Annotated in this window: 20 protein-coding genes; 6 read left to right on the top strand and 14 right to left on the bottom strand. The window is 40.9% G+C overall.

What is annotated here, in order from left to right; translation table 11 throughout:
• Positions 1-34: 34 nt before the first annotated feature.
• Both AB9K32_RS05405 and AB9K32_RS05400 read left to right on the top strand, forming a co-directional pair.
• Positions 35-586 (top strand): hypothetical protein, encoded by a 552-nt coding sequence (locus AB9K32_RS05405; RefSeq protein WP_369884594.1) that lies wholly within the window; start codon positions 35-37, stop codon positions 584-586.
• Between the two features lie 495 nt (positions 587-1081).
• On the top strand, positions 1082-1732 hold the full coding sequence (locus tag AB9K32_RS05400; protein WP_369884593.1) for a rhomboid family intramembrane serine protease: 651 nt from the start codon (positions 1082-1084) through the stop codon (positions 1730-1732).
• A 63-nt stretch (positions 1733-1795) separates the two neighbouring features.
• Here AB9K32_RS05400 and AB9K32_RS05395 read toward each other — a convergent pair whose 3' ends face one another.
• The gene (locus tag AB9K32_RS05395) at positions 1796-2911 is read right to left on the bottom strand and encodes a DUF4369 domain-containing protein (protein WP_369884592.1); all 1116 of its coding nucleotides are present in this window, start codon (positions 2909-2911) and stop codon (positions 1796-1798) included.
• Positions 2912-3009: 98 nt separating this feature from the next.
• Complete coding sequence (locus AB9K32_RS05390; RefSeq protein ID WP_224836839.1) at positions 3010-3504, bottom strand: hypothetical protein; 495 nt, start codon at positions 3502-3504, stop codon at positions 3010-3012.
• An 88-nt stretch (positions 3505-3592) separates the two neighbouring features.
• Between AB9K32_RS05390 and AB9K32_RS05385 the strand changes: the two genes are divergently transcribed.
• Entirely contained in the window at positions 3593-6508 is a 2916-nt protein-coding gene (locus tag AB9K32_RS05385; protein ID WP_369884591.1) for an FAD-binding and (Fe-S)-binding domain-containing protein, read from the top strand.
• Here the strand turns inward: AB9K32_RS05385 and AB9K32_RS05380 are convergent.
• Positions 6479-7399 (bottom strand): UDP-2,3-diacylglucosamine diphosphatase, encoded by a 921-nt coding sequence (locus tag AB9K32_RS05380; RefSeq protein ID WP_224836841.1) that lies wholly within the window; start codon positions 7397-7399, stop codon positions 6479-6481. The genes AB9K32_RS05385 and AB9K32_RS05380 overlap by 30 nt on opposite strands.
• A gap of 192 nt (positions 7400-7591) precedes the next feature.
• Between AB9K32_RS05380 and aroC the strand changes: the two genes are divergently transcribed.
• Positions 7592-8656 carry a chorismate synthase gene (gene aroC, locus AB9K32_RS05375; RefSeq protein ID WP_293295165.1) on the top strand — a complete coding sequence of 355 codons (1065 nt, stop codon included), beginning with the start codon at positions 7592-7594 and terminating at the stop codon, positions 8654-8656.
• A gap of 58 nt (positions 8657-8714) precedes the next feature.
• Positions 8715-10040, top strand: a complete 1326-nt coding sequence (locus AB9K32_RS05370) for a dicarboxylate/amino acid:cation symporter (RefSeq protein WP_224836843.1) — start codon at positions 8715-8717, stop codon at positions 10038-10040.
• Between the two features lies 1 nt (position 10041).
• Here the strand turns inward: AB9K32_RS05370 and AB9K32_RS05365 are convergent, their stop codons facing one another.
• The 10 genes from AB9K32_RS05365 to AB9K32_RS05320 form a co-directional block, all read right to left on the bottom strand.
• Entirely contained in the window at positions 10042-10449 is a 408-nt protein-coding gene (locus tag AB9K32_RS05365) for a thiol-disulfide oxidoreductase DCC family protein (protein ID WP_369884590.1), read from the bottom strand.
• A gap of 65 nt (positions 10450-10514) precedes the next feature.
• Entirely contained in the window at positions 10515-11258 is a 744-nt protein-coding gene (locus AB9K32_RS05360; protein ID WP_369884589.1) for a DUF2268 domain-containing putative Zn-dependent protease, read from the bottom strand.
• A 286-nt stretch (positions 11259-11544) separates the two neighbouring features.
• Entirely contained in the window at positions 11545-11958 is a 414-nt protein-coding gene (locus AB9K32_RS05355) for a DUF6326 family protein (RefSeq protein ID WP_252079812.1), read from the bottom strand.
• A gap of 65 nt (positions 11959-12023) precedes the next feature.
• Positions 12024-12563, bottom strand: coding sequence for a hypothetical protein (locus AB9K32_RS05350; protein ID WP_252079811.1), 540 nt, complete (start codon positions 12561-12563; stop codon positions 12024-12026).
• A 124-nt stretch (positions 12564-12687) separates the two neighbouring features.
• The gene (locus AB9K32_RS05345; protein WP_252079810.1) at positions 12688-12930 is read right to left on the bottom strand and encodes a hypothetical protein; all 243 of its coding nucleotides are present in this window, start codon (positions 12928-12930) and stop codon (positions 12688-12690) included.
• Positions 12931-13573: 643 nt separating this feature from the next.
• Positions 13574-14494 carry a hypothetical protein gene (locus tag AB9K32_RS05340; RefSeq protein WP_369884588.1) on the bottom strand — a complete coding sequence of 307 codons (921 nt, stop codon included), beginning with the start codon at positions 14492-14494 and terminating at the stop codon, positions 13574-13576.
• A gap of 206 nt (positions 14495-14700) precedes the next feature.
• A complete protein-coding gene (locus AB9K32_RS05335; protein ID WP_369884587.1) occupies positions 14701-15504 on the bottom strand; it encodes an SDR family NAD(P)-dependent oxidoreductase in 804 nt (267 codons plus the stop codon).
• Positions 15501-16382 carry a DUF4437 domain-containing protein gene (locus AB9K32_RS05330; RefSeq protein ID WP_338195281.1) on the bottom strand — a complete coding sequence of 294 codons (882 nt, stop codon included), beginning with the start codon at positions 16380-16382 and terminating at the stop codon, positions 15501-15503. Before AB9K32_RS05330 ends, AB9K32_RS05335 begins: the two co-directional genes overlap by 4 nt.
• 6 nt (positions 16383-16388) lie before the next feature.
• On the bottom strand, positions 16389-16628 hold the full coding sequence (locus tag AB9K32_RS05325) for a nitroreductase family protein (RefSeq protein WP_369884586.1): 240 nt from the start codon (positions 16626-16628) through the stop codon (positions 16389-16391).
• Positions 16629-16645: 17 nt separating this feature from the next.
• Positions 16646-17068, bottom strand: a complete 423-nt coding sequence (locus tag AB9K32_RS05320) for a nitroreductase family protein (RefSeq protein WP_369884585.1) — start codon at positions 17066-17068, stop codon at positions 16646-16648.
• Positions 17069-17188: 120 nt separating this feature from the next.
• Between AB9K32_RS05320 and AB9K32_RS05315 the strand changes: the two genes are divergently transcribed.
• Positions 17189-17527 carry a winged helix-turn-helix transcriptional regulator gene (locus AB9K32_RS05315; RefSeq protein ID WP_338195276.1) on the top strand — a complete coding sequence of 113 codons (339 nt, stop codon included), beginning with the start codon at positions 17189-17191 and terminating at the stop codon, positions 17525-17527.
• A 29-nt stretch (positions 17528-17556) separates the two neighbouring features.
• Here the strand turns inward: AB9K32_RS05315 and AB9K32_RS05310 are convergent, their stop codons facing one another.
• A complete protein-coding gene (locus AB9K32_RS05310) occupies positions 17557-19731 on the bottom strand; it encodes a DNA mismatch repair protein MutS (protein WP_369884584.1) in 2175 nt (724 codons plus the stop codon).
• Positions 19732-19925 lie beyond the last annotated feature (194 nt).

Below are 19925 nucleotides of genomic sequence, written 5' to 3'. Positions count from 1 at the left end.
AACAATAACTTCAATATCTTCAAAAAAAATTGAATTGGAAAGAAAAAAGCGAAAAAGGATTCCCATGATAAAAGGAACATTGGTAGTAGATAAAGAAGCATTTGTGGAGAATTGTGCTTCACAAAACGCAAAACCTATTCATGAATATGAAGAGTTTAAGGTTGAATTGTGGGTAGACAAACATTATCAAGACAGAAGTCAGTTTGGCGATGAGAACGGTAAGAGGGAGGGAATTGAAGTAGAGAGAGTTCAAGATTTAATGATTAGAGCATTTCGTTACCTACTTGATATATATTTAAGGGGGGTTAATTTTAAGTTCATAAATCATTTTGACCCCAATAAACCTGACAAACCTCCAATAAAAGTAGTTCTGAAAGAGATTCAGGCAGATGGAACGTTAAATGTAGTAGTTCAAATTCACTATCTTGAACCTGGCAAATTCCAAATTACAGTTATTACTGCAATGAAAGTAGATGATTTCAGAATTGCCGATGGTCAGTATGCTATTTCGCTTACCTCTAAAGAGGCTATTTTAAGAAGAAATGTACGTAAGAGCATGGAACTAATCTACAAGGTGAGAGTTTAGGGGATTTTAACAATAATGTGTTAAATGAATCGTTTTCCTTTCTAGAATGATTTTTTTAGCGTATTTTTGATTTATAAAAGATACAGGAACAGGACAGTTGAATCTGAACAGCGAAAGCAGGATTACAAAGTCTGAACAGTTCCGAAATTGGATAGAGCCCGTAAAGCGGGCTCTTTTTTTTCTCCTAATTTGAGTTACAAAGCTATCTTATTTATACCTAATAGAATATATATTAGCTTATAATTGTTTCAAATATTTTGATATTAACACTTTACTAATTGTAGTATAAGCATATGAAAATCTGATGTGGTGGCTTTGTTTCAATGGAATATCATAAAAAGCTGCATGTCAGATGTTTGAGCTTTGTTTTTGCCATGAAAATACTGTGTAAAAAAACTTGGCTATCATGCAAAATGTTGTTTGTCAATATTTTATGTTTTTGTGTGAAATCATGAACAAAATGATAGCTATATTTGAACCCAAACCTTTGTTTACATGCTCAATTTACATATTGCGACCATTGTTATAATGGCAGCCAATGTTTTGGTATCCATCCGAGGATTCAATAGTATGGCTTTCTTTGATCGGTATAAGTTCAGTATCAGTGCAATTCAGGCTGGACAAAATGAAAGAATGGTCTCATCTGGATTTTTACATGTGGATGTATCTCATTTGTTCCTGAATATGTTCACCTTGTATTTTTTTGCCCCGGTGGTTATAAGTTGGTTGGGGTCGGGAAAGTTTTTGATCATTTATTTTGTGAGTTTGGTCGCCGGGAGTCTTTTGGCACTGTTTTTCCATAAAAACGAACCGTTTTATAGTGCCGTTGGTGCCAGTGGAGCGGTAATGGGTGTTTTGTATGCTGCCATTCTTCTTAATCCGGATATGCAATTGGGAATAATGTTTATCCCGATACCTTTGCCAGCCTACGTACTGGGCATAGCTTATCTGTTGTACTCCATTTATGGGATGAAGAGCAGGCACGGCAACATAGGGCATACCGCGCACTTTGGTGGTGCCGTGGGAGGGTATGCGACCACTTTGCTTTTTAGGCCCGAACTTTTTGTTACGGATACATTGATTGTTGTTCTTTTGGCCATTCCCATAGTTATTCTTTTTGTTCTGGAGAAATTGGGCAAAATATAATTCAATAAAAAAAGCCTGGAACAATCCAGGCTTTTATTTTTTTGCGCTTTGTCGACTCAATTATTAATTGAGCAGTTCCGATACTTTTTCTTCCAGTGCGGGACCTCTAAGGTCTCTTGCCACTATAACCCCTTTATCATCCAATAAAAATGCTGCAGGGATTGCGTTGATATTGTACAATCGGGCAATAGGATCTTGGAAACGTTGTAGGTTGGAAATATGGTTCCATTCCAATCCGTCGGATTGGATGGCTTGGTTCCAATGGTCCGCATTGTTGTCCAAGGATACCCCCAGAACATCGAAACCCTTTTCGCGGTATTTTTTGTACACCGCTACAATATTTGGATTTTCTGCTCTACAAGGTCTGCACCATGCTGCCCAAAAATCGACCAAGGTAAGTTTGGCATTGCTTGTTACATCGCTGAGGGCCAATACATCTCCGGAAGGCGTTGGGGCAGAAAAATCTGGAGCTATCGAGCCTATTTGAGTGGACTTTAAGTTTTCCAACTGTTCTGCAATCTGTTTTCCGGGCTCGGTCGCCTTCATTTCTGGGGAGAGCGCTTCGAACATGGAACGGATTTCCTCAACGGGCAATGTTTTGGTGGCCAATAAGTTTCCAATGATCAATACGGATACGTAGGCATTGGGATGCTCTTTGGCGTAGGTGGTGTTGAAATTTTTAGCGTCCTCTTGGAATTCGATGAATTCCTCGCGCAAAGCGGTTACCGTTGCAGTATCCCTCTGTTGTGCAGCTACGCGCATATCGTCCTGCATGGATCTTGCTCGCTGCGAAAGTTTGCGGGTTTCCGTTAGAAAGTCCATGAACATATCGTTTTGTTCTGTGCCCTTGATCTGAGCTTGATCAATACTGTCCTTTTGGAACTTTACCTCAATAGACCCGTTCTCTACGATCACGGGGACATTGCCGCGAAGTTGGTCAACAAAAATATAGTGCATTTTTGGCTCCACTTGATTTCCGCTAAAACTAAAAAGTCCATTCTCCACTTTTACGGTGTCAATGTCCACCAATTGATTTAGGGAATCCGTGGTCTTTAAAAATATTTGGGTGCCGTTTTCGGTTTCCCCGGTTATGGTACCACTCAATGTATATCCTTTTGGGTCTGATTTACAGGAAGCCATAAATACGGCCACTAAGGATAGAACAAATAATTTTTTCATGTTTAATTGTTTAAGTCCGCTAAGGTATTCAATACTTATGGCAAAAAAAAACCCTTGGCTATTGGATGGGCCAAGGGTTTTTGGTAAAATTTTCTTAATTAGAACTGATAGCGGATTCCAAGCGCAATATCAAAATCAAAATCGTTATCAAAGCCATCGTACCCTATAAGGCCTATTTCCGGTCTAAAGTCCAAGGATAGCAACAAGGGGATATCAAAGTCGTATTCAATCCCGATATCACCTGCGGCAAAAACAAAAAGGCCGTCGTTGTCCTCGTCAAATCCGGGATAATCAAAATCGACGCTTCCCAGTCCTCCACCTACACCATAGTACCAGTTAAAGTTTCCATCCAGTTGATGCACCCATTGGTAAACTCCTGTAAGTTTAAAGGCGTCAAAATCCCTGCTGTCCCTCCAACCTAGGTCAAATTCGGCCCTGTTGTAACGCCCGATGGATTTTTGATAGGATATTTCGGCACCAAAACCATCACTATCGCCCAATCTTAGGCCAAGTGCATGTTCGGATATATTTTGAGCGCTAAGGTTTGCTGTAACAAACAAAATAAATACAGAAAATAATGTGGTAATCTTCATGAGGTTCTCGTTAAGTTAAAAATTAGAGATAGTTTTGTACTAGATTTACGATTGAAAAACATTTTTAGTTCCCAAAAAGTATTCCAAATTGGATAAATATTTGTTAAAAGACCTTTCCCAAAACTTGAAAGGCGAGCTCTTGTTCGATGATTTAAGTAAAGCGCTATATGCCACCGACGGCTCCGTTTATCGCATTTTGCCGTTGGCGGTGGCCTATCCTAAAAACGCGGAAGATATAAAAGTACTGGTTGATTTTGCCAATACCAACAAAGTTGGTCTCATACCACGAACGGCAGGAACGTCTCTGGCCGGACAGTGCGTGGGTCCTGGCATTGTAGTGGATGTGAGCCGATACCTTACCAAGATAGTTAGTTTGAACAAGGAGAAAAGGCAGGTTACCGTACAACCTGGTGTGGTTCGGGATGAGCTCAATCAGTATTTGAAACCGTTCGGCCTGTTTTTTGGGCCAAATACCTCAACCTCCAACCGTTGTATGATCGGGGGAATGGTCGGGAACAATTCCTCGGGGACTACATCGATACAATATGGGGTAACAAGGGATAAAGTGGTGGCCATGCAATGTATTTTGTCCGATGGCAGTGAGGCATACTTTTCGAGTCTCACCAAAAAGGAATTCGATGCAAAGAAACAGACCGATTCTCTTGAAGGAAGAATCTATCACAAATTATATGAAGAGCTTTCCAATCCCGACATTCAGGGCAACATAAAGGCAGAATTTCCGAAACCCAGTATACATCGAAGAAATACAGGGTATGCGGTGGACGAATTGCTCAAGAACAACATTTTTGGCGAAGACTCGGATGAATTCAATTTATGTAAATTACTTTCGGGTAGCGAGGGAACTTTGGCTTTTACTACCGAGGTTACACTTCAACTGGATGACTTGCCTCCCCAGTTTTCTGCTATGGTGGCCACGCATTATAAAACCTTGGAAGATTGTTTGGCGGATGTGGCCCCAGTAATGGAACACAAGCTCCATTTATGCGAAATGATGGACAAAGTGATTTTAGACTGTACCAAAAACAATAGGGCGCAATCGGCCAACCGTTTTTTTGTGGATGGCGATCCTGTAGCCATTTTAATGTTGGAAGTAAAGGCCGAAACGGAGGAGGATCTGGAAAATCAGCTGGAATTACTCTTGAAAACCATCGTAAAGTCCGGGTTGAGCTATGCCAGCCCTGTTCTCTATGGGGACGACATCAATAAGGCCATAGAACTGCGCAAAGCTGGTCTGGGACTTTTGGGAAATATGGTGGGCGACAAAAAAGCTGTAGCCTGTATTGAGGATACCGCCGTGGCATTGGAGGATCTAAAGGATTTTATAGGAGAGTTTACCAAGATCATGAAAGGCTATGACCAAAGTGCGGTTTATTACGCCCATGCGGGTGCGGGCGAACTGCATTTACGACCAATTCTGAATTTGAAAAAATCCGAAGATGTGGTCCTTTTCCGTAGCATAACCACCGATGTGGCAAAACTCACCAAAAAATATCAAGGTAGTTTTAGTGGGGAGCACGGCGATGGGATTGTACGTGCGGAGTTTATTCCCTTAATGATCGGGGAGGCCAATTATCAATTATTAAAAAGAGTAAAGAGCTTATTTGATCCCAACGGTATTCTGAACCCCGGTAAAATTGTGGATGCCTACGCCATGGATGAATCTTTGCGGTACGAGGTGGACCGTGAAGAGCCCGAGGTAAAAACGCTCATGGACTTTTCGGACAGTGAGGGCATATTAAAAGCGGCGGAGAAATGTAATGGTAGTGGCGACTGCAGAAAAAGTCATCATATGAGTGGAGCCATGTGCCCAAGTTACCAAGCGACAAAAAACGAGAGGGATACAACCCGTGGAAGAGCCAATGCCCTGCGAGAATTTTTGACCAATTCCCAAAAAACCAATCGTTTTGATCATAAAGAGCTTAAAACCGCATTCGATCTATGCTTGAGCTGTAAGGCTTGTGCCAGTGAATGTCCCAGTAACGTGGATGTGGCCGCGCTTAAGGCCGAGTTCCTGTACAATTATCAAGAAGCCAATGGATATTCTTTACGGAGCAAGTTGTTCGCCCATAACACTCGATTGAACGCATTGGGCAGTAAAATGCCCGGCATTACCAATTGGATGTACAAATCCAAATCGGTGGGTGCATTGCTCAAAAAAGCATCGGGAGTGGCCCCAGAGCGAAGCTTGCCAGAAGTAGGTCGTTTTAATTTTACCAAGCATTTAAAAAAACATCGGGTAAAACGCACGGACCTTTCCAAAAAACAAGTCATCCTTTATGTAGATGAGTTTGTTAAATATTTGGATATCCAAGTAGGTAAGGATGCGATTGAACTGTTGTGCAAATTAGGTTACGACGTTGAACTGTTTTATGGTGAAAGTGGCAGGACATATTTATCTAAAGGGTATTTAAAACAGGCGAAAAAACTGGTTGCCCAGAATATGGAGCGTTTAAAGGATATTTTGAACCGAGGTCTACCCATTGTTGGGTTGGAACCATCGGCCATTCTATCGTTCAGGGATGAGTACCAGCGATTGTACGATGATAAGGAGCAATTACGGAAGTTGGCTTCCCAATCATTTTTGATTGAAGAATTCTTAGCAGCCGAAATTGCAGAAGGGCATATTACATCCGAAAGTTTTACCGATGAGGAGAAGACCATCAAAATACATGGACATTGTCATCAAAAAGCATTGAGCAACCAAAAAGTAACTTTTGATATGCTGAACCTGCCCAAGAATTACAAAGTAACGATAATAGCATCTGGATGTTGTGGTATGGCAGGTTCCTTTGGGTACGAAAAAGAACATTACGAGACCAGCATGAAGGTGGGCAGCCTAAAATTGTTCCCTGCGGTAGCAAAGAGCTCGGAAGAGACCTTGATCGCAGCGAACGGCACAAGTTGTAGGCATCAGATTATGGATGGGACAAAAAGGGAGGCACAGCACCCGGTTTCAATCTTGAGACAGGCCCTTGTCATCTAAAAAATCTCGATCGACACTTTCTTCTTCAATTTCGCTGATGTGCTCTTGGGTAATATCTTCGATATCAACCTCTTTATCGGTAATGGAGGCAATCAGTTCGTTCATGTTCATTTCCTTTAGGTCTTCGTCCACAAAGAAAGGAGAAAGTCTATCGTGGTTGTAATGGTAGACTCTCCATCGCTTAAAGGAATACTCCAAAGCAGTGAGGTTCTCAACCCAATCACCCGAATTTAGATAGGTGCAGCTGCCATATTTGTTCTGGTATATTTCTTTTTTTGGTTGATGGATATGGCCGCAGATCACGTAGTCGTAATCGTTTTCAATGGCAAGCTCTGCAGCTGTCTTTTCAAAATTGTTGATATATTTTACGGCGCCTTTTACGCTATTTTTAATGCGTTTGGACAATGAATATTTTTCGCGCCCCATTTTGGCCAGGCACCAGTTGAGGAAGCTATTGATCAAAATAAGAAGATCGTAGCCATAACCGCCCAGTTTGGCCAACCATTTGGCATTTTGGATGGAAACATCAAATACATCGCCATGAAAAATCCATGCCTTTTTGCCGTCCAAGTTTAATACCAATTTGTTCATTATCTTAAAATTCCCCATTGAAGTATCACTGAACTTACGCAGCATTTCATCGTGATTTCCAGTGATATAGAACACCTCGGTGCCTTTGGAGGCCATGCCTATTATCTTTCTCAGTACCTTTAAATGTGATGGGGGGAAATACCTTTTACTGAACTGCCAAATATCGATAATATCCCCGTTCAGAATCAGTTTTTTTGGCTGTATACTGTTCAGGTAGGTAATAAGCTCATCTGCATGGCAGCCATATGTTCCTAGGTGAACATCCGAGATGACTGCTAAATCTATCTTCCTTTTTTTCAATCTGATAAGGTTTATTACAAAATAAAGGAGTGGGAATAACATAGAAATCAACACGAGGTCAATAATTTATGAGCATATCGTTAAAAAAATATCACCTAAGAATGAAATATGTTATAATAACATTAAGCCAAAGGCTTGTTTTTGAATTAACTTTGTAAGCTCTACCTTTGATGGCATCATATTTTATACCGAATGGCAGGAAATTCTTTTGGACAACTTTTTAGGGTTACCACTTTTGGCGAATCCCACGGAAAAGCATTGGGCGGCATTATTGATGGCTGCCCTGCAGGAATAGAATTGGACTTGGAGCGGATCCAATTGGATTTGAACCGAAGAAAACCAGGGCAATCGTCCATAGTTACCCAGCGAAAAGAACCCGATACGGTAGAGATATACTCAGGTATTTTTGAAGGAAAGACCACAGGAACTCCCATTGGCTTTGCCATTCACAATACCAATCAGAAATCAAAGGATTACTCCCATATCAAGGATTCGTACAGACCATCGCATGCAGATTATGTGTACGATAAAAAATATGGTTTCCGAGATTATCGTGGCGGAGGTAGGAGTTCTGCCCGGGAGACTGCAAGTAGGGTAGTGGCCGGTGCTATTGCCAAACAATTTTTACATGGTGTCCAAATAAATGCTTTCGTGTCGCAAGTGGGTGGCATGAAGCTGGATAAACCTTATCAAGAGTTGGACTTTTCCAAAATTGAATCCAATGCAGTTCGTTGTCCCGATACGGAAATGGCCCAAAAAATGGAAGATTATATCAAATCCATTAAAAAGGAGGGCGACACCATAGGGGGTGTGATCACTTGTGTAATCCAAAATGTACCGGTTGGTCTTGGCGAACCGGTTTTTGATAAACTCCACGCCAAATTGGGCGAGGCCATGCTGTCCATTAACGCGGTAAAAGGATTTGAATACGGAAGCGGATTTGCCGGGGTTGCCATGAAAGGGAGTGAGCACAACGATGCGTATAATGCCGATGGTACCACCAAAACCAATCGTAGCGGAGGAGTGCAAGGAGGTATTAGCAATGGAATGGATATTTATTTTAATGTAGCTTTTAAACCCGTCGCCACAGTTTTACAATCCTACGAAACCATTAACAAGGACGGAGAAAAAGTTGCCACCCAAGGCAAGGGAAGGCACGATCCATGCGTGGTTCCAAGAGCTGTGCCCATTGTGGAGGCCATGGCGGCAATGGTATTGGCCGATTATTCCCTGTTGGCCCGTACCAACAAAATCTGATTGACCCATTAGGAGGTTTCCATACAATAAAGTATATTACCCTCAATAAATATACTTTATGAAGAAATTGGAATTGCACTGGCAGATTCTTATCGGAATGCTTTTAGGTATTCTTTTCGGATTTGCAATGACCCAAATTAGCTGGGGCAAGGAATTTGTATCTGATTGGATCCAACCATTGGGGACCATTTTTGTAAAACTTCTTAAACTAATCGCCATACCATTGATCTTGGCATCCTTGGTAAAAGGTATCTCCGACCTAAAGGATATATCAAAATTCAGAAATATAGGGCTAAGAACCATAGGGATTTACATCCTTACAACTGTAGTTGCGATTACCATTGGGTTATTGTTGGTAAACGTGATGAATCCGGGCAGTGGCATTTCCGAGGATACGGTAACAAAGTTAACTGACACTTATGCGGGAGATGCAGGTGTTACATCCAAAATAGAGGAAGCATCCCGACAGAAAGATAGTGGGCCATTGCAATTTATTGTAGATATGGTCCCCGACAATGCCATGGCGGCCATGACGGACAATGCTTTGATGTTGCAAGTAATATTTTTTACCATTTTCTTGGGAATTTCCATGTTATTGATAGGCGAGAAAAAGGCAAAGCCCTTAAAGGATTTTTTTGATGCCCTGAATGATGTGGTACTAAAAATGGTAGACCTGATCATGCTTACGGCACCCTATGCCGTGTTTGCCCTTTTGGCGGGAGTAGTGGTATCTTCCAGTGACCCAGATTTATTACTGGCGTTGCTTAAATATGCCGGCGTAGTCGTTTTGGGTCTTGCCCTAATGATTGTTTTTTATGCAACAATAGTAGGTGTAGTTACCAAGAAAAACCCATTCTGGTTCTTAAAAGAGATCAGTCCTGCCCAATTATTGGCGTTCTCGACAAGTTCCAGTGCGGCCACTTTGCCAGTTACAATGGAAAGGGTAGAGGAACACATTGGTGTAGATAAAGAAGTGTCCAGTTTTGTATTGCCCGTGGGAGCAACCATTAATATGGATGGTACCAGCCTGTACCAAGGGGTCGCAGCAGTATTTATATCACAGGCACTTGGATTCGACCTTACTTTTGGAAATCAGTTGACCATTGTTTTGACTGCCTTATTGGCATCCATTGGATCGGCGGCGGTACCCGGAGCGGGAATGGTTATGTTGGTTATTGTATTGGAATCCATTGGTTTTCCTTCCGATAAATTGGCCATTGGACTTGCACTGATTTTTGCAGTAGATAGGCCTTTGGACATGTGTAGGACCATTGTAAATGTCACTGGTGATGCAACAGTTTCCATGGTAGTGGCCAAATCAGTAGGTAAATTGGGAGAACCGCACGTGCAAGAGTGGGACGATCATTACGATGAGGTGAAATAAATCAATCCAAGAACTTCGCTCTTAACTCAGGGGTCGGAATCATGCAGGACTCCTGTTTGCCAAACCATTTATAGCGGTTTTTTGCCACAAAATCGTAAATGCGGTTTCTTAAGGTTGCAGGTATCCAGGAGAATATGGCGGATAATTTCCATAATCCGCCCAAATGCTGTGCAATTTCCAAGGCAGCGTCGGACTTGGTATAATAGGCTACTCCCGGCTCGATCAGGATAATGGAGTCCACGGCAATGGTGTCTATATGACGCTGTTTCAATAACTGCTGGCCCACATCACTCTGGAGTACCGCATAGCGGAATACATCGTTTTTATCCCGTTTTATTACAAATTGGACAGAGTTGTTGCAGAGGTTACAGACCCCATCGAACAAAATTATTTTTTTACCATTTTCCACGGGTCAAAGATACGTAGCTTTGCAATGAAAGCCTAGTTTATGGATGTGGGCTCTGCTTTTAAGGGTTAATATCCAGCTAGTTTATAAATTTCATCGGGAGTAAGTTCGCTGAGTTCAAGAACGTCTTTGCCTGAATTGGTCATCGCTTTTCTAATCAGGTAGTTTCCGGTTCTGTAACCAACGGCCTGTCTGCCATCGGGGTGTTGGAACATCCAATGTTGATAGTTCGCATTTAGGGGCAAAGACCTGATCTCTTCCGCCCACTGCTCCGCAATGGCTGCTTCTGGTGGGGTATCCGCTTCCATGGCTTTACCGGTATATTCCTCAGAGAAAACAACGGCCAAACCTTCGTTTATGGCAGCTGTGGAAATACCAGGCCCATATTTGTTGTCCTGAATGGCCCAACCTCGGTACAAATGGTGGAATTCATGGTAAATTGTGTGTTTTAGAGCTACATGCACGGCATTGGTAATGCCCCCTGGATATTTATCAGAGATTTGAATCATCACTAATGGTGGGGAATTGGATTCGGTACGTCCGGTAACACCTCCGACCACATCAAGGTCCCAATCCACAATTTCCAGGGATACGGTTATACTGTCCGGTAGGGTCGGTATTAGGGGTCGAATTTCTTGTTCCGATTCCAGTACTGTTTCTCGAATGAGTTCTTTTTCCGATGTGGTAAATTTACCACCATCTTCGGTAAAGGTGACCATAGAACTTGCTGCTTCTGTACTGTTCGGGCTCTTCTTGCAATAGCTGATAACTAATAACGCAAAAAGGAATAATAGGATTTTGATTGATTTCATTGATGTTCGTTTTACTTGTAGACTCCATAGCCCCAATAATGTTACATCCAAAGAAAAAGACATCAAAACCGGTCATAATGTGGCCAATCATCAGAACGTATGAGAAATTTAGATTTCTACATCGATACTTTCCATTTCATGTCGAAAAGACCTCGAGGGTGTTAGTGCCAGGGCAAAACACGATTACATAACGTTGACATAATTGGTGTAGGATAGGAGGTGACTATGGATTATAGCCAGTTTTGACAACCTCTTTAATTTCTGAGTCGGACCGTTTCTAATTTCCTCAAGATTTTGAAGTCTCTTTGGGCCATTTCCAAGCATACCAAACAATTAGGGCAGTGAGCACGCTTTCCAAAAAAGCTAAAAACACATAAAAAAGGTACCATTCATGGGTGGAATACAATCCTATAATCACCATCATTAGGGTAAACATGGTACCAAATAGGATGTTCAGAATTCGGTTTATTTTTGGTTTGACAAGCACCGATACCACAACCATAAGTGACGAAATAGCCAAAATTATTGATGCGGTCAGTAGTTTGATGGGACTGTCCAGATTATTTTCGCCGGAAATTAAGCTATTCACTTTATCCGGTGTGTATAGCTCAAAGTAGTCTCCATATAAATAGCACAAGGTAACAGAGGTCCACAATACCGCTAGTTTAATTTTAATATTGATTTTTGGGTTTTCAAGCATCCTTAATTGTTTTACACGTCTCTAATTATAAAGACGTGAATTTTGTTTAAAAGGTTGCCTGAATCTTATTCTGTATTACTAATTTTTTTTTCTTTTTCCACGAACAGTTTTGAAATTTGCTTATTGTAGGTGGTGATCACAATTCCAATAAGAATGTTTAGTCCTGACGTAATCCACCAATTATAGTCGATATATTGATGAAAAATAACACCCTCTATTTCATCAAGTCCATTTGCTGAAACTTGTTTTTTGAAAGCCCAATAACAAAAAATTATAAAAGGAGCCAAGTTCTCTACAATCATAAAAATACCAATGATTACCAAACCGAATTTGATTAGTCCGTCGGTATTCAAATTCCTTATTTCAATGGTAGGTGAGTCAAATCCTTTTTGTAGTCTAAATAGTTTAATCAATTTGTCGGTTTGAGATAGAAATAGAAAAGCCATAAACCCCATGACCAGCATATAGATGAGATTAAAAACAAAATTGAATGAATCAAAACCCCATGTTACGGAAAGGCTAGGCAGTAATTGAAATAGCGCATTTATCAAACAATAAAGCCCAAAGATTTTGATAACAACTCTGAAAAGATCGGTTTTGGTCATATTATGGGATTTTCAAATTATTTCGAAATCGCTGGAAATAGAGTTAATTTTATTAAAATAGCGAATTGGTTTTGGAAGGAGTTTGCAAAGGATTTTATTTAGGAGTGTTATGTTTCAGTATCACTTATTCTTCCTCATTATTTATTAAGTCATTAAAATTATTTAATTTTTCTAATTCAAAACCAAAATCATTTGCCTTTTCAACAATCCATAGCATCGCTTGTTCTATAATTCCTTCTGTTATTTTATTCATCCAAAATGAAGCACCAATTTTTTGGCTTTGGGGAACAAAAGAATCATGGTTGCCGATTGTTAAACTTATAGTTTTGTCTTCCTCCTTATTAACTTTTCTAGCTGCAAAGAACAATTTGCTGTCTAAATGTATAAATGAACTTCCAGCATCATAAATTTTTGCGACCCATTCATAACCCTCAATTTCTGAAATTGAATTCTTTAAAAAGTTATCTGTTAAACTTTTTAACTTTCCATTGTCTCCACTTACTGTAGATTTGAGATTATTAATTTTCTTTTCTTCAAATATTACTTTGCGTGCAAATTCGTTAAACTCTAAATTGGAAACCCTGGGAGCATATAATCTTAAATATGTATCAAGATTTATTCGAACTAATGGGGCAGCTGCGATGAAATTATTATTCTTGGAAAGTTCAATAAATGCTCGATTTAAATTGATAGTTCTGTTTAATGCGGCAATTAAAAAGAGGTCAAAATGATAAAAGTTAGGTGTAATTGCGTGAAGTTGTCATCCTAAATTTTTAGTTGCACTACTCAACCTTTGCAATTCATCAAGATATACTACCTGTTTTTTATTCATTTTTAGGTTGTACTAATTACACATAACATGTTTTGTCAGTACTAAGTTCACCGAAATTTCTTTCAAGAACAATGTATCAACCCTCTTATTTGTAAGAAGTTATTAACTAAGAACAGTTAGTTTTGAGGTATAGTAGTTGAAGGCTATTCTCCCACAATGGTTCTTACTATCCGCACGATTATTCGCAATCCTCGTTCAGTTTCTGATATTCGGATAAGGTCACCGTAGGTATTTCCTGTCCGCTTTTTATTTTGATACAGCTTAAGTTCGGATTTCTATCCACACGTAAATCTATCAGCGCTGGATTTTGACTTACGTCCAATTGCGTCATCATATTGGAAGAGGCATAAAAATACAGCAAGTTCGGGTTATCTGCCAGATGGATGCCCTCGAGGCTGTTGTCCGATATTACCAAGGTTTCTAAAGACGGATTGGAACTGAGGTCCACTGAGCCAAGTTGATTGGTGGTCAATAGAATACTTTTTAGATTGGGCACTCCGGAAGAACTAAAAGAGGTCAGCACATTATTGCTGATGAGCAAATGTTCCAGTGACTCGTTGGTAATGCTAAAACCCTCAAAGTAGTTGTAGGACAGGTTCAAAAATTTTAATCGCGTTGCTTGCTCCAATCCAGAAACGGCATTCAACTCATTTTGCAATACATTCACCAAGATCAAACGGGTATTTTTACTTAAATCGATGGTTTTCAGGTTGTTGTTTTGAAGATACAAGGTGTCCAATTTTGTGTTGGAACTTAAATCGATTTCCTGCAGGTTCTGACCGATCGCGGACAAAAAAGTAATGTTTACAAACCCTTCGACGCCCGTGAGGTCCTCTATATCCCCAAAGTGACTGTTCAGGTTTATATCCAGTCGCTCAATTTTTTCGGCATCTTCCTGTAACATTTGTCCGTTAAGTGTACCATCGGTATCGATTCCCTGATCAATAAGTAATTGCTCAAAATGGTTGTCCGGGATAAGAAGATACTGGTCATTTACCAAATTATCGTCGGCACTGTCGTTGGAGCACGAGCCCAAAAGCGCTAAGGAAAAAATACAGATAAGGGCAAAGCATGTATTTGCCATTTTACGGATGGTCATTCTGATTGTTTTTTGATGATGAATCCATAGGACTCAAAATCATCAAAAATGTTACACTTTTTTTAATTAGAATTTAAAAAATCATTGAGGACGGTGAGCAAGAATTACCACCAAGTAAAGGATTACATCAATACATTTATTCACTGTCGGCCGCTCAAGTGGTGTTCAACCATTTTATGCTGGCCGTTTTTATTTCTTTGGAATGCTCATGGCCGATTCCCCAAGATCTTGTTGGTTTCAGAAATCAACCGGGTAATTTTTCCTTTATCATAGGCATCGGGATGGGCTTCGCCAAAGGATCCTTTGTCGTTGTCAAAATATTGACCACTACTTTGGTTATAAACATCCGATAAGGCCAAATCACATAATATTTCTACACCCTTGCTTGCTGGCGACCAATGTTGCCCGAATGCTTCTTGAGCCATTTTGGTGTTTAAAAGCGAGCCTGGGTTCACAGCGATTACATTCAGGGATTTTTTTGTTTTTGCCAAATAAAAACTCCACATGGTCAGTGCCAATTTACTCTGTGCGTATGCCTTTTGCTCCGTTAGCAATTCTTTTCCCATCAAGGCATTGAACGATACCGGGGATTGCGCAGCGGAACTCAAATTAATGATCCGTGGGGCACTGCTTTTTTCCAGAAGTGGTATAAGTCCATAAGTTAAAAGGTATGGAGCAAAATAATTTACGGCAAACCGCATGTCCAATTGGTTTGAGTTAACTCTGTTGGGACTGACATAAATCCCTGCATTGTTGATCAAAACATCGATGGCTGAAACTTCTTTCGAAATTTCACCGACCATGTGTCGTATGCTTTCAAAATCTGATAAATCCGAGACGAAACCGATTATTTTTTCATGGTTGGCTGCTTCCTTTAGTTCAGTGATCGTCTTTTCCAATTTCTTGGGGTTTCTCCCATGCAACAGAATCCGGTTTCCATTTTTGGCCAACGCAATGGCCGTCAATTTACCGATACCGTCCGTGCTCCCTGTAACCAAAATTGTTTTCATTTATTATCAATATTAAGGGAACCGTTGGTTCGTATGTACAGGATTGTTTCCTTATCGGAGGTGTTGGCAATGGAATGTAAAGCCCGATCGGACGAAGTAAAGTAACTACCGATATCCAATGCTTTAATTTCGTTGGTCTGCGGCAAGGTGTAATCCAAACCGCCCTGGACCACGACCGCATGAAAAATATTTCCAGTACTGTGGAGCTTGCCGTTGAATCTTTTTGGAAGCTTAACGAATACGCCTTGGAGCGCATCATCTGTATGGCTTTTCCATAGAAAACTGATTTCCGCTTTGCTGTCCTTGGCAAGCCACTCGCTTTTTTCGTAATTCAACCAAACCACATTGGAAGCATCTATATTGATGGGCCTTTCGCCATTGTCAAAAGCTTTATCCGTGGGCTTTACCAAATAAGGGCCATGGTCAATTTCCACATAAGCAATGTTTTCGTCGCCTTTGGCCGATGTAATGTGTGCTTCTCCTTGCGGTTGTGTCCAAAAGCTGCCAGGGGTCATCCACATATGTTCCGCTTTGGGGTCATCATTGTGTATGGTGCCTTTTAACACCACTGCCCTGTAGGTTACATTGTGAATATGGGGAGGAGAGGAAAATCCATCCGTAAATTTCGCTAGAAAGCCAGTGGCGACCTTTCCATTCCTATTGCCCCATATTGTGCCCGCCTGTGGACTTTGATCGCCACGGGCGGGATTCAATTTTTGCCAAACAATATCAGAGCTCAACACCACCTTGTTTGTGGGTTCAATTGTCTTTTCGGTAGCCCCACCGTTTTTGGGTTCTACAGATTCTTTGTGTTGGTTGCACCCAAGCGCAATGAATAAGGATGTTATCGCTATAAATGTGTTTGTTCTTGTTTGCATGGTACTCTATATCTCTGTGAAAATTTCCGTTTTCGGCAATCGGGACTTTGGTAAGCCGGCATTAAAATCGTTTGCTGATCTATAGCCCAAACCTACCATCACAAGTGAGGTATATCCTTTTTCGCGCAGTCCAAACTCTTCGTCCAGAGCCTTTACATCAATTCCTTCCATAGGGACAGCATCAATGCCAAGGGCCGCGACGCCAAGAAGGAAATTGCCAATGTTCAGATACACTTGTTTTTCCATCCAATGTTGGGCATCCTTTAGATCAAACCTGTGTGGATGTTGGTAAACAATTGTTTTGCCCCAAAATTCTGTGTTTTGAACTCTTCCTTTGCAAATCGGCCGTCTGCATCCTCGATATCCGTTACATGATGGAGGTAATCATCATCTATATCCGTTTTGGAGCAGAACAGAACCACATGCGAGGCATCTAAAACCTTTGGTTTGTTGAAACTGAAAAAACCTTCGGTCCCCTTCGCCAGTCTTTGTTTGCCTTCATCCGTGCTGGCAATTATAAAATGCCATGGCTGTGAGTTGATGGACGAAGCACTCATTTGCAGCAATGCTTTAATGTTGTCTTCGTCTTCTTTTGAGATTTTTTTGGTTGGATCAAACTCTTTTGTGGTATACCTCCAATTCAGTACTTCTTTTAAATCAATTTGACCATTAACTTTTGCTTCCATTTCTAAATACAAATATTTATTACTATACTTTTTATAGTTGCAAACGTAAGTATAGTATTTTATCTTTGCAATAACGGTCATAAATGATAGTATAGCCTTATGGAAGAAAATGAATCAAAGATGCTCAATTATAAAGGGACCAAATATCCATGTTGCGCCAGTTTGACGATGGGGCTGATCGGCGGTAAATGGAAAACTGTGATTCTTTATCATTTAATGCATGATACTTTAAGGTACAGTGAGTTGCGAAAAACAATGCCCACGGTAACCGAGAGGACCTTGAGTCTACAATTAAAAGCATTGGAAGAAGATGGCTTGATCAAAAGAAAGGTGTACACTTCAAAACCGCCGTTAAAAGTGGAATATTCGTTGACCGATTTTGGCAAAACTTTAATACCCTTGATCCAATCTATTGCGGATTGGGGAGATTATGTTGTTGAAAATTATTCAGATGCGTAAAATTTGACCTTGTAAGAGCTGTGGCGTGGCTATTTCTTTTTAGCCTCGACCAAATCCAATTGGTCAACACTTACATTAGTGGTAAACATACCGTAATTTACAACGGCTTTGCCTTTTTCCAAAGTGTCAATGGTGCCCACTGCCTTGCCATCTAATAAACGGACACGGTCGCCAACTTTAAAAACGGGACGGGGTTTGTTCTTTTCGGCCTGGATTTCCTTTTTCTTTTTTATTTTCTTTTCTACACGGACCTTCTTGATTTTTTGCTCCAGCTCTTGGGCCACTTGCTTCTTTTCTTCTTGTTGGGCCTTGGCCTTTTTGGCTGTGGTTTTTTTACGCTTGCTGTTCTCGGTTTCCACAATTCGGAGCATTTCCGATATCAATGGTCGTTTCTTTTTGTCAATAAAATATTTTTCGGCAGCTGTGTTTACTTTATTTCCCAATTGGATCATGCGCTGGTTGTGGTCGTACATTTCCTGGTAGCTCTCCAACTTGGATTTGATTTTGGAGTTTAATTGTTCCAAGCGCTCGGATTCCTCCCTGGCCTTAATTTCTTCTTCCTTTAATTTAGAGCCGGTTTCCACCATTTTGCTGCGTTCTTTTTGCAGTTTGGCAATAGTAGCATCAAAACGGACCTTGCCACGTTCAATTTTCTTTTTCGCCTTGTTGATCAGGGAGTAGGGGATGCCGTTCTTTTGCGCCACCTCGAAAGTGAACGAGCTTCCTGCTTCTCCCAACACCAACTGAAAAGTAGGTTCCAAGGTTTTGGAGTTGAACAACATATTCGCATTGGTTGCATGGGGCAATTCGTTGGCCAAAGCCTTTAAATTGGCATAGTGAGTGGTGATAACGCCATAGGCTTCACGTTCGTAGAATACTTCCAAGAATGCTTCTGCCAAAGCCCCACCCAATTCAGGGTCGCTACCTGTACCGAACTCATCGATCAGGAACAAGGTTTTATCGTTGCATTTTCTTAGAAAATGATTCATGTTCTTAAGTCGATAACTGTAGGTACTCAAATGATTTTCAATGGATTGATTGTCTCCAATATCCGTTAATATCTTATCAAAAAAGCAAACTGAACTGCGCTCGTGTACAGGAATCAGCATACCGCTCTGGAGCATTACTTGAAGCAACCCGATTGTCTTAAGAGTGATACTTTTTCCACCTGCATTGGGGCCGGAAATTACGATAATTCGATTTTCCTGGTGCAGTTTTATGGTCTGCGGCCAGGTTTTTTCGTTTTTTCTTTTATTGGATAAAAACAGTAGTGGATGGTAGGCATCACGAAGGAACAATTCCCTTTCTTCGTTGACCTCGGGCAAAATGCCGTTCATCTCGTTGGCATATTTTGCCTTGGCTGCGGTGATATCCGTATTGGACAAATAGGTTTGATAGTCCATTAGTACATCCCGATAGGGCCTGATGGTATCCGTAAGCTGGTTCAGTATGCGCTGTACCTCTTCTTTTTCCTCAAACTCCAAATTACCAAGTTCCCTGGTATAGGTTAGCGTAGCTTCTGGCACAATGTACACGATACTCCCGGTTTTGGACGTACCCATTACGGTACCTTTCACTTTTTTTCGGTGCATGGCTTTTACCGCCAAAACCCGGCGGTTTTCCACTACGGACTCACGGATTTCATCCAGAAAATCCAAGGACTGATATCGTCCGAGGGCAGCCCCAAAACTCTGATTGATCTTACCGCGGACTTCGTTGATCTGGGTCCGAATGTGCCTCAGTTCAGTGGAGGCGGAATCTTTGATTTCCCCAAATTTGTCGATAACTTCATCGATGGCACCGGGAATGTCCGGCTGTAGCTCCAAAGCATCAATTTTTTCAAAAAGCAATGGGTAGTATTCCTTGAACTTTTTAAAGAATTTTTGATGGATCGCCACAGTTTTGCAGATGCCGCCAATTTTTCGGAACCCTGCAATCTCCAAGGTGCTGTTGTCTATCTTTAAAAGACCAAGTTCACTATTGATTTGATCGAAGCCGTGGTTAGGAATACGGTTGTCGTTGGAAAAGGAAGCCAAATACTCCGAAGTTTCCCCCAGTACATGCATAAGTTCCTCTTTTTGTTTAAATGGAACTATGTTCAAGGCATCTGCTTTTCCCAGTTCCGTATTGCAGCGCAAGGCTATTTGGTTCAATACAGTTGGGAATTCTAAATCTTGAAGTGTTTTGGGGTGGATCTGTTGCATCTATTTCTTCTAGCATCGCAAAGATAGGATTTTGATGTGTTTTTAAAGACACGCCCTTTGGCAAAAACAAGTTGGTTTGTGTACTTTTGATTGCAGCTTAATCCTTTACATAGATCTAAGTTAAAATGAGGGGCGACAATATCGTTATTTATGTTATAGCTGGAGTGATATTGCTACATTTTGTGGTTGGAATC

The organism is Allomuricauda sp. XS_ASV26 (genome assembly GCF_041224615.1).
Taxonomy (GTDB): Bacteria; Bacteroidota; Bacteroidia; order Flavobacteriales; family Flavobacteriaceae; genus Flagellimonas; species Flagellimonas alginolytica.
The sequence above is the reverse complement of the archived record's forward strand: the minus strand, read 5'-3'. Positions and strand labels throughout refer to the sequence as shown.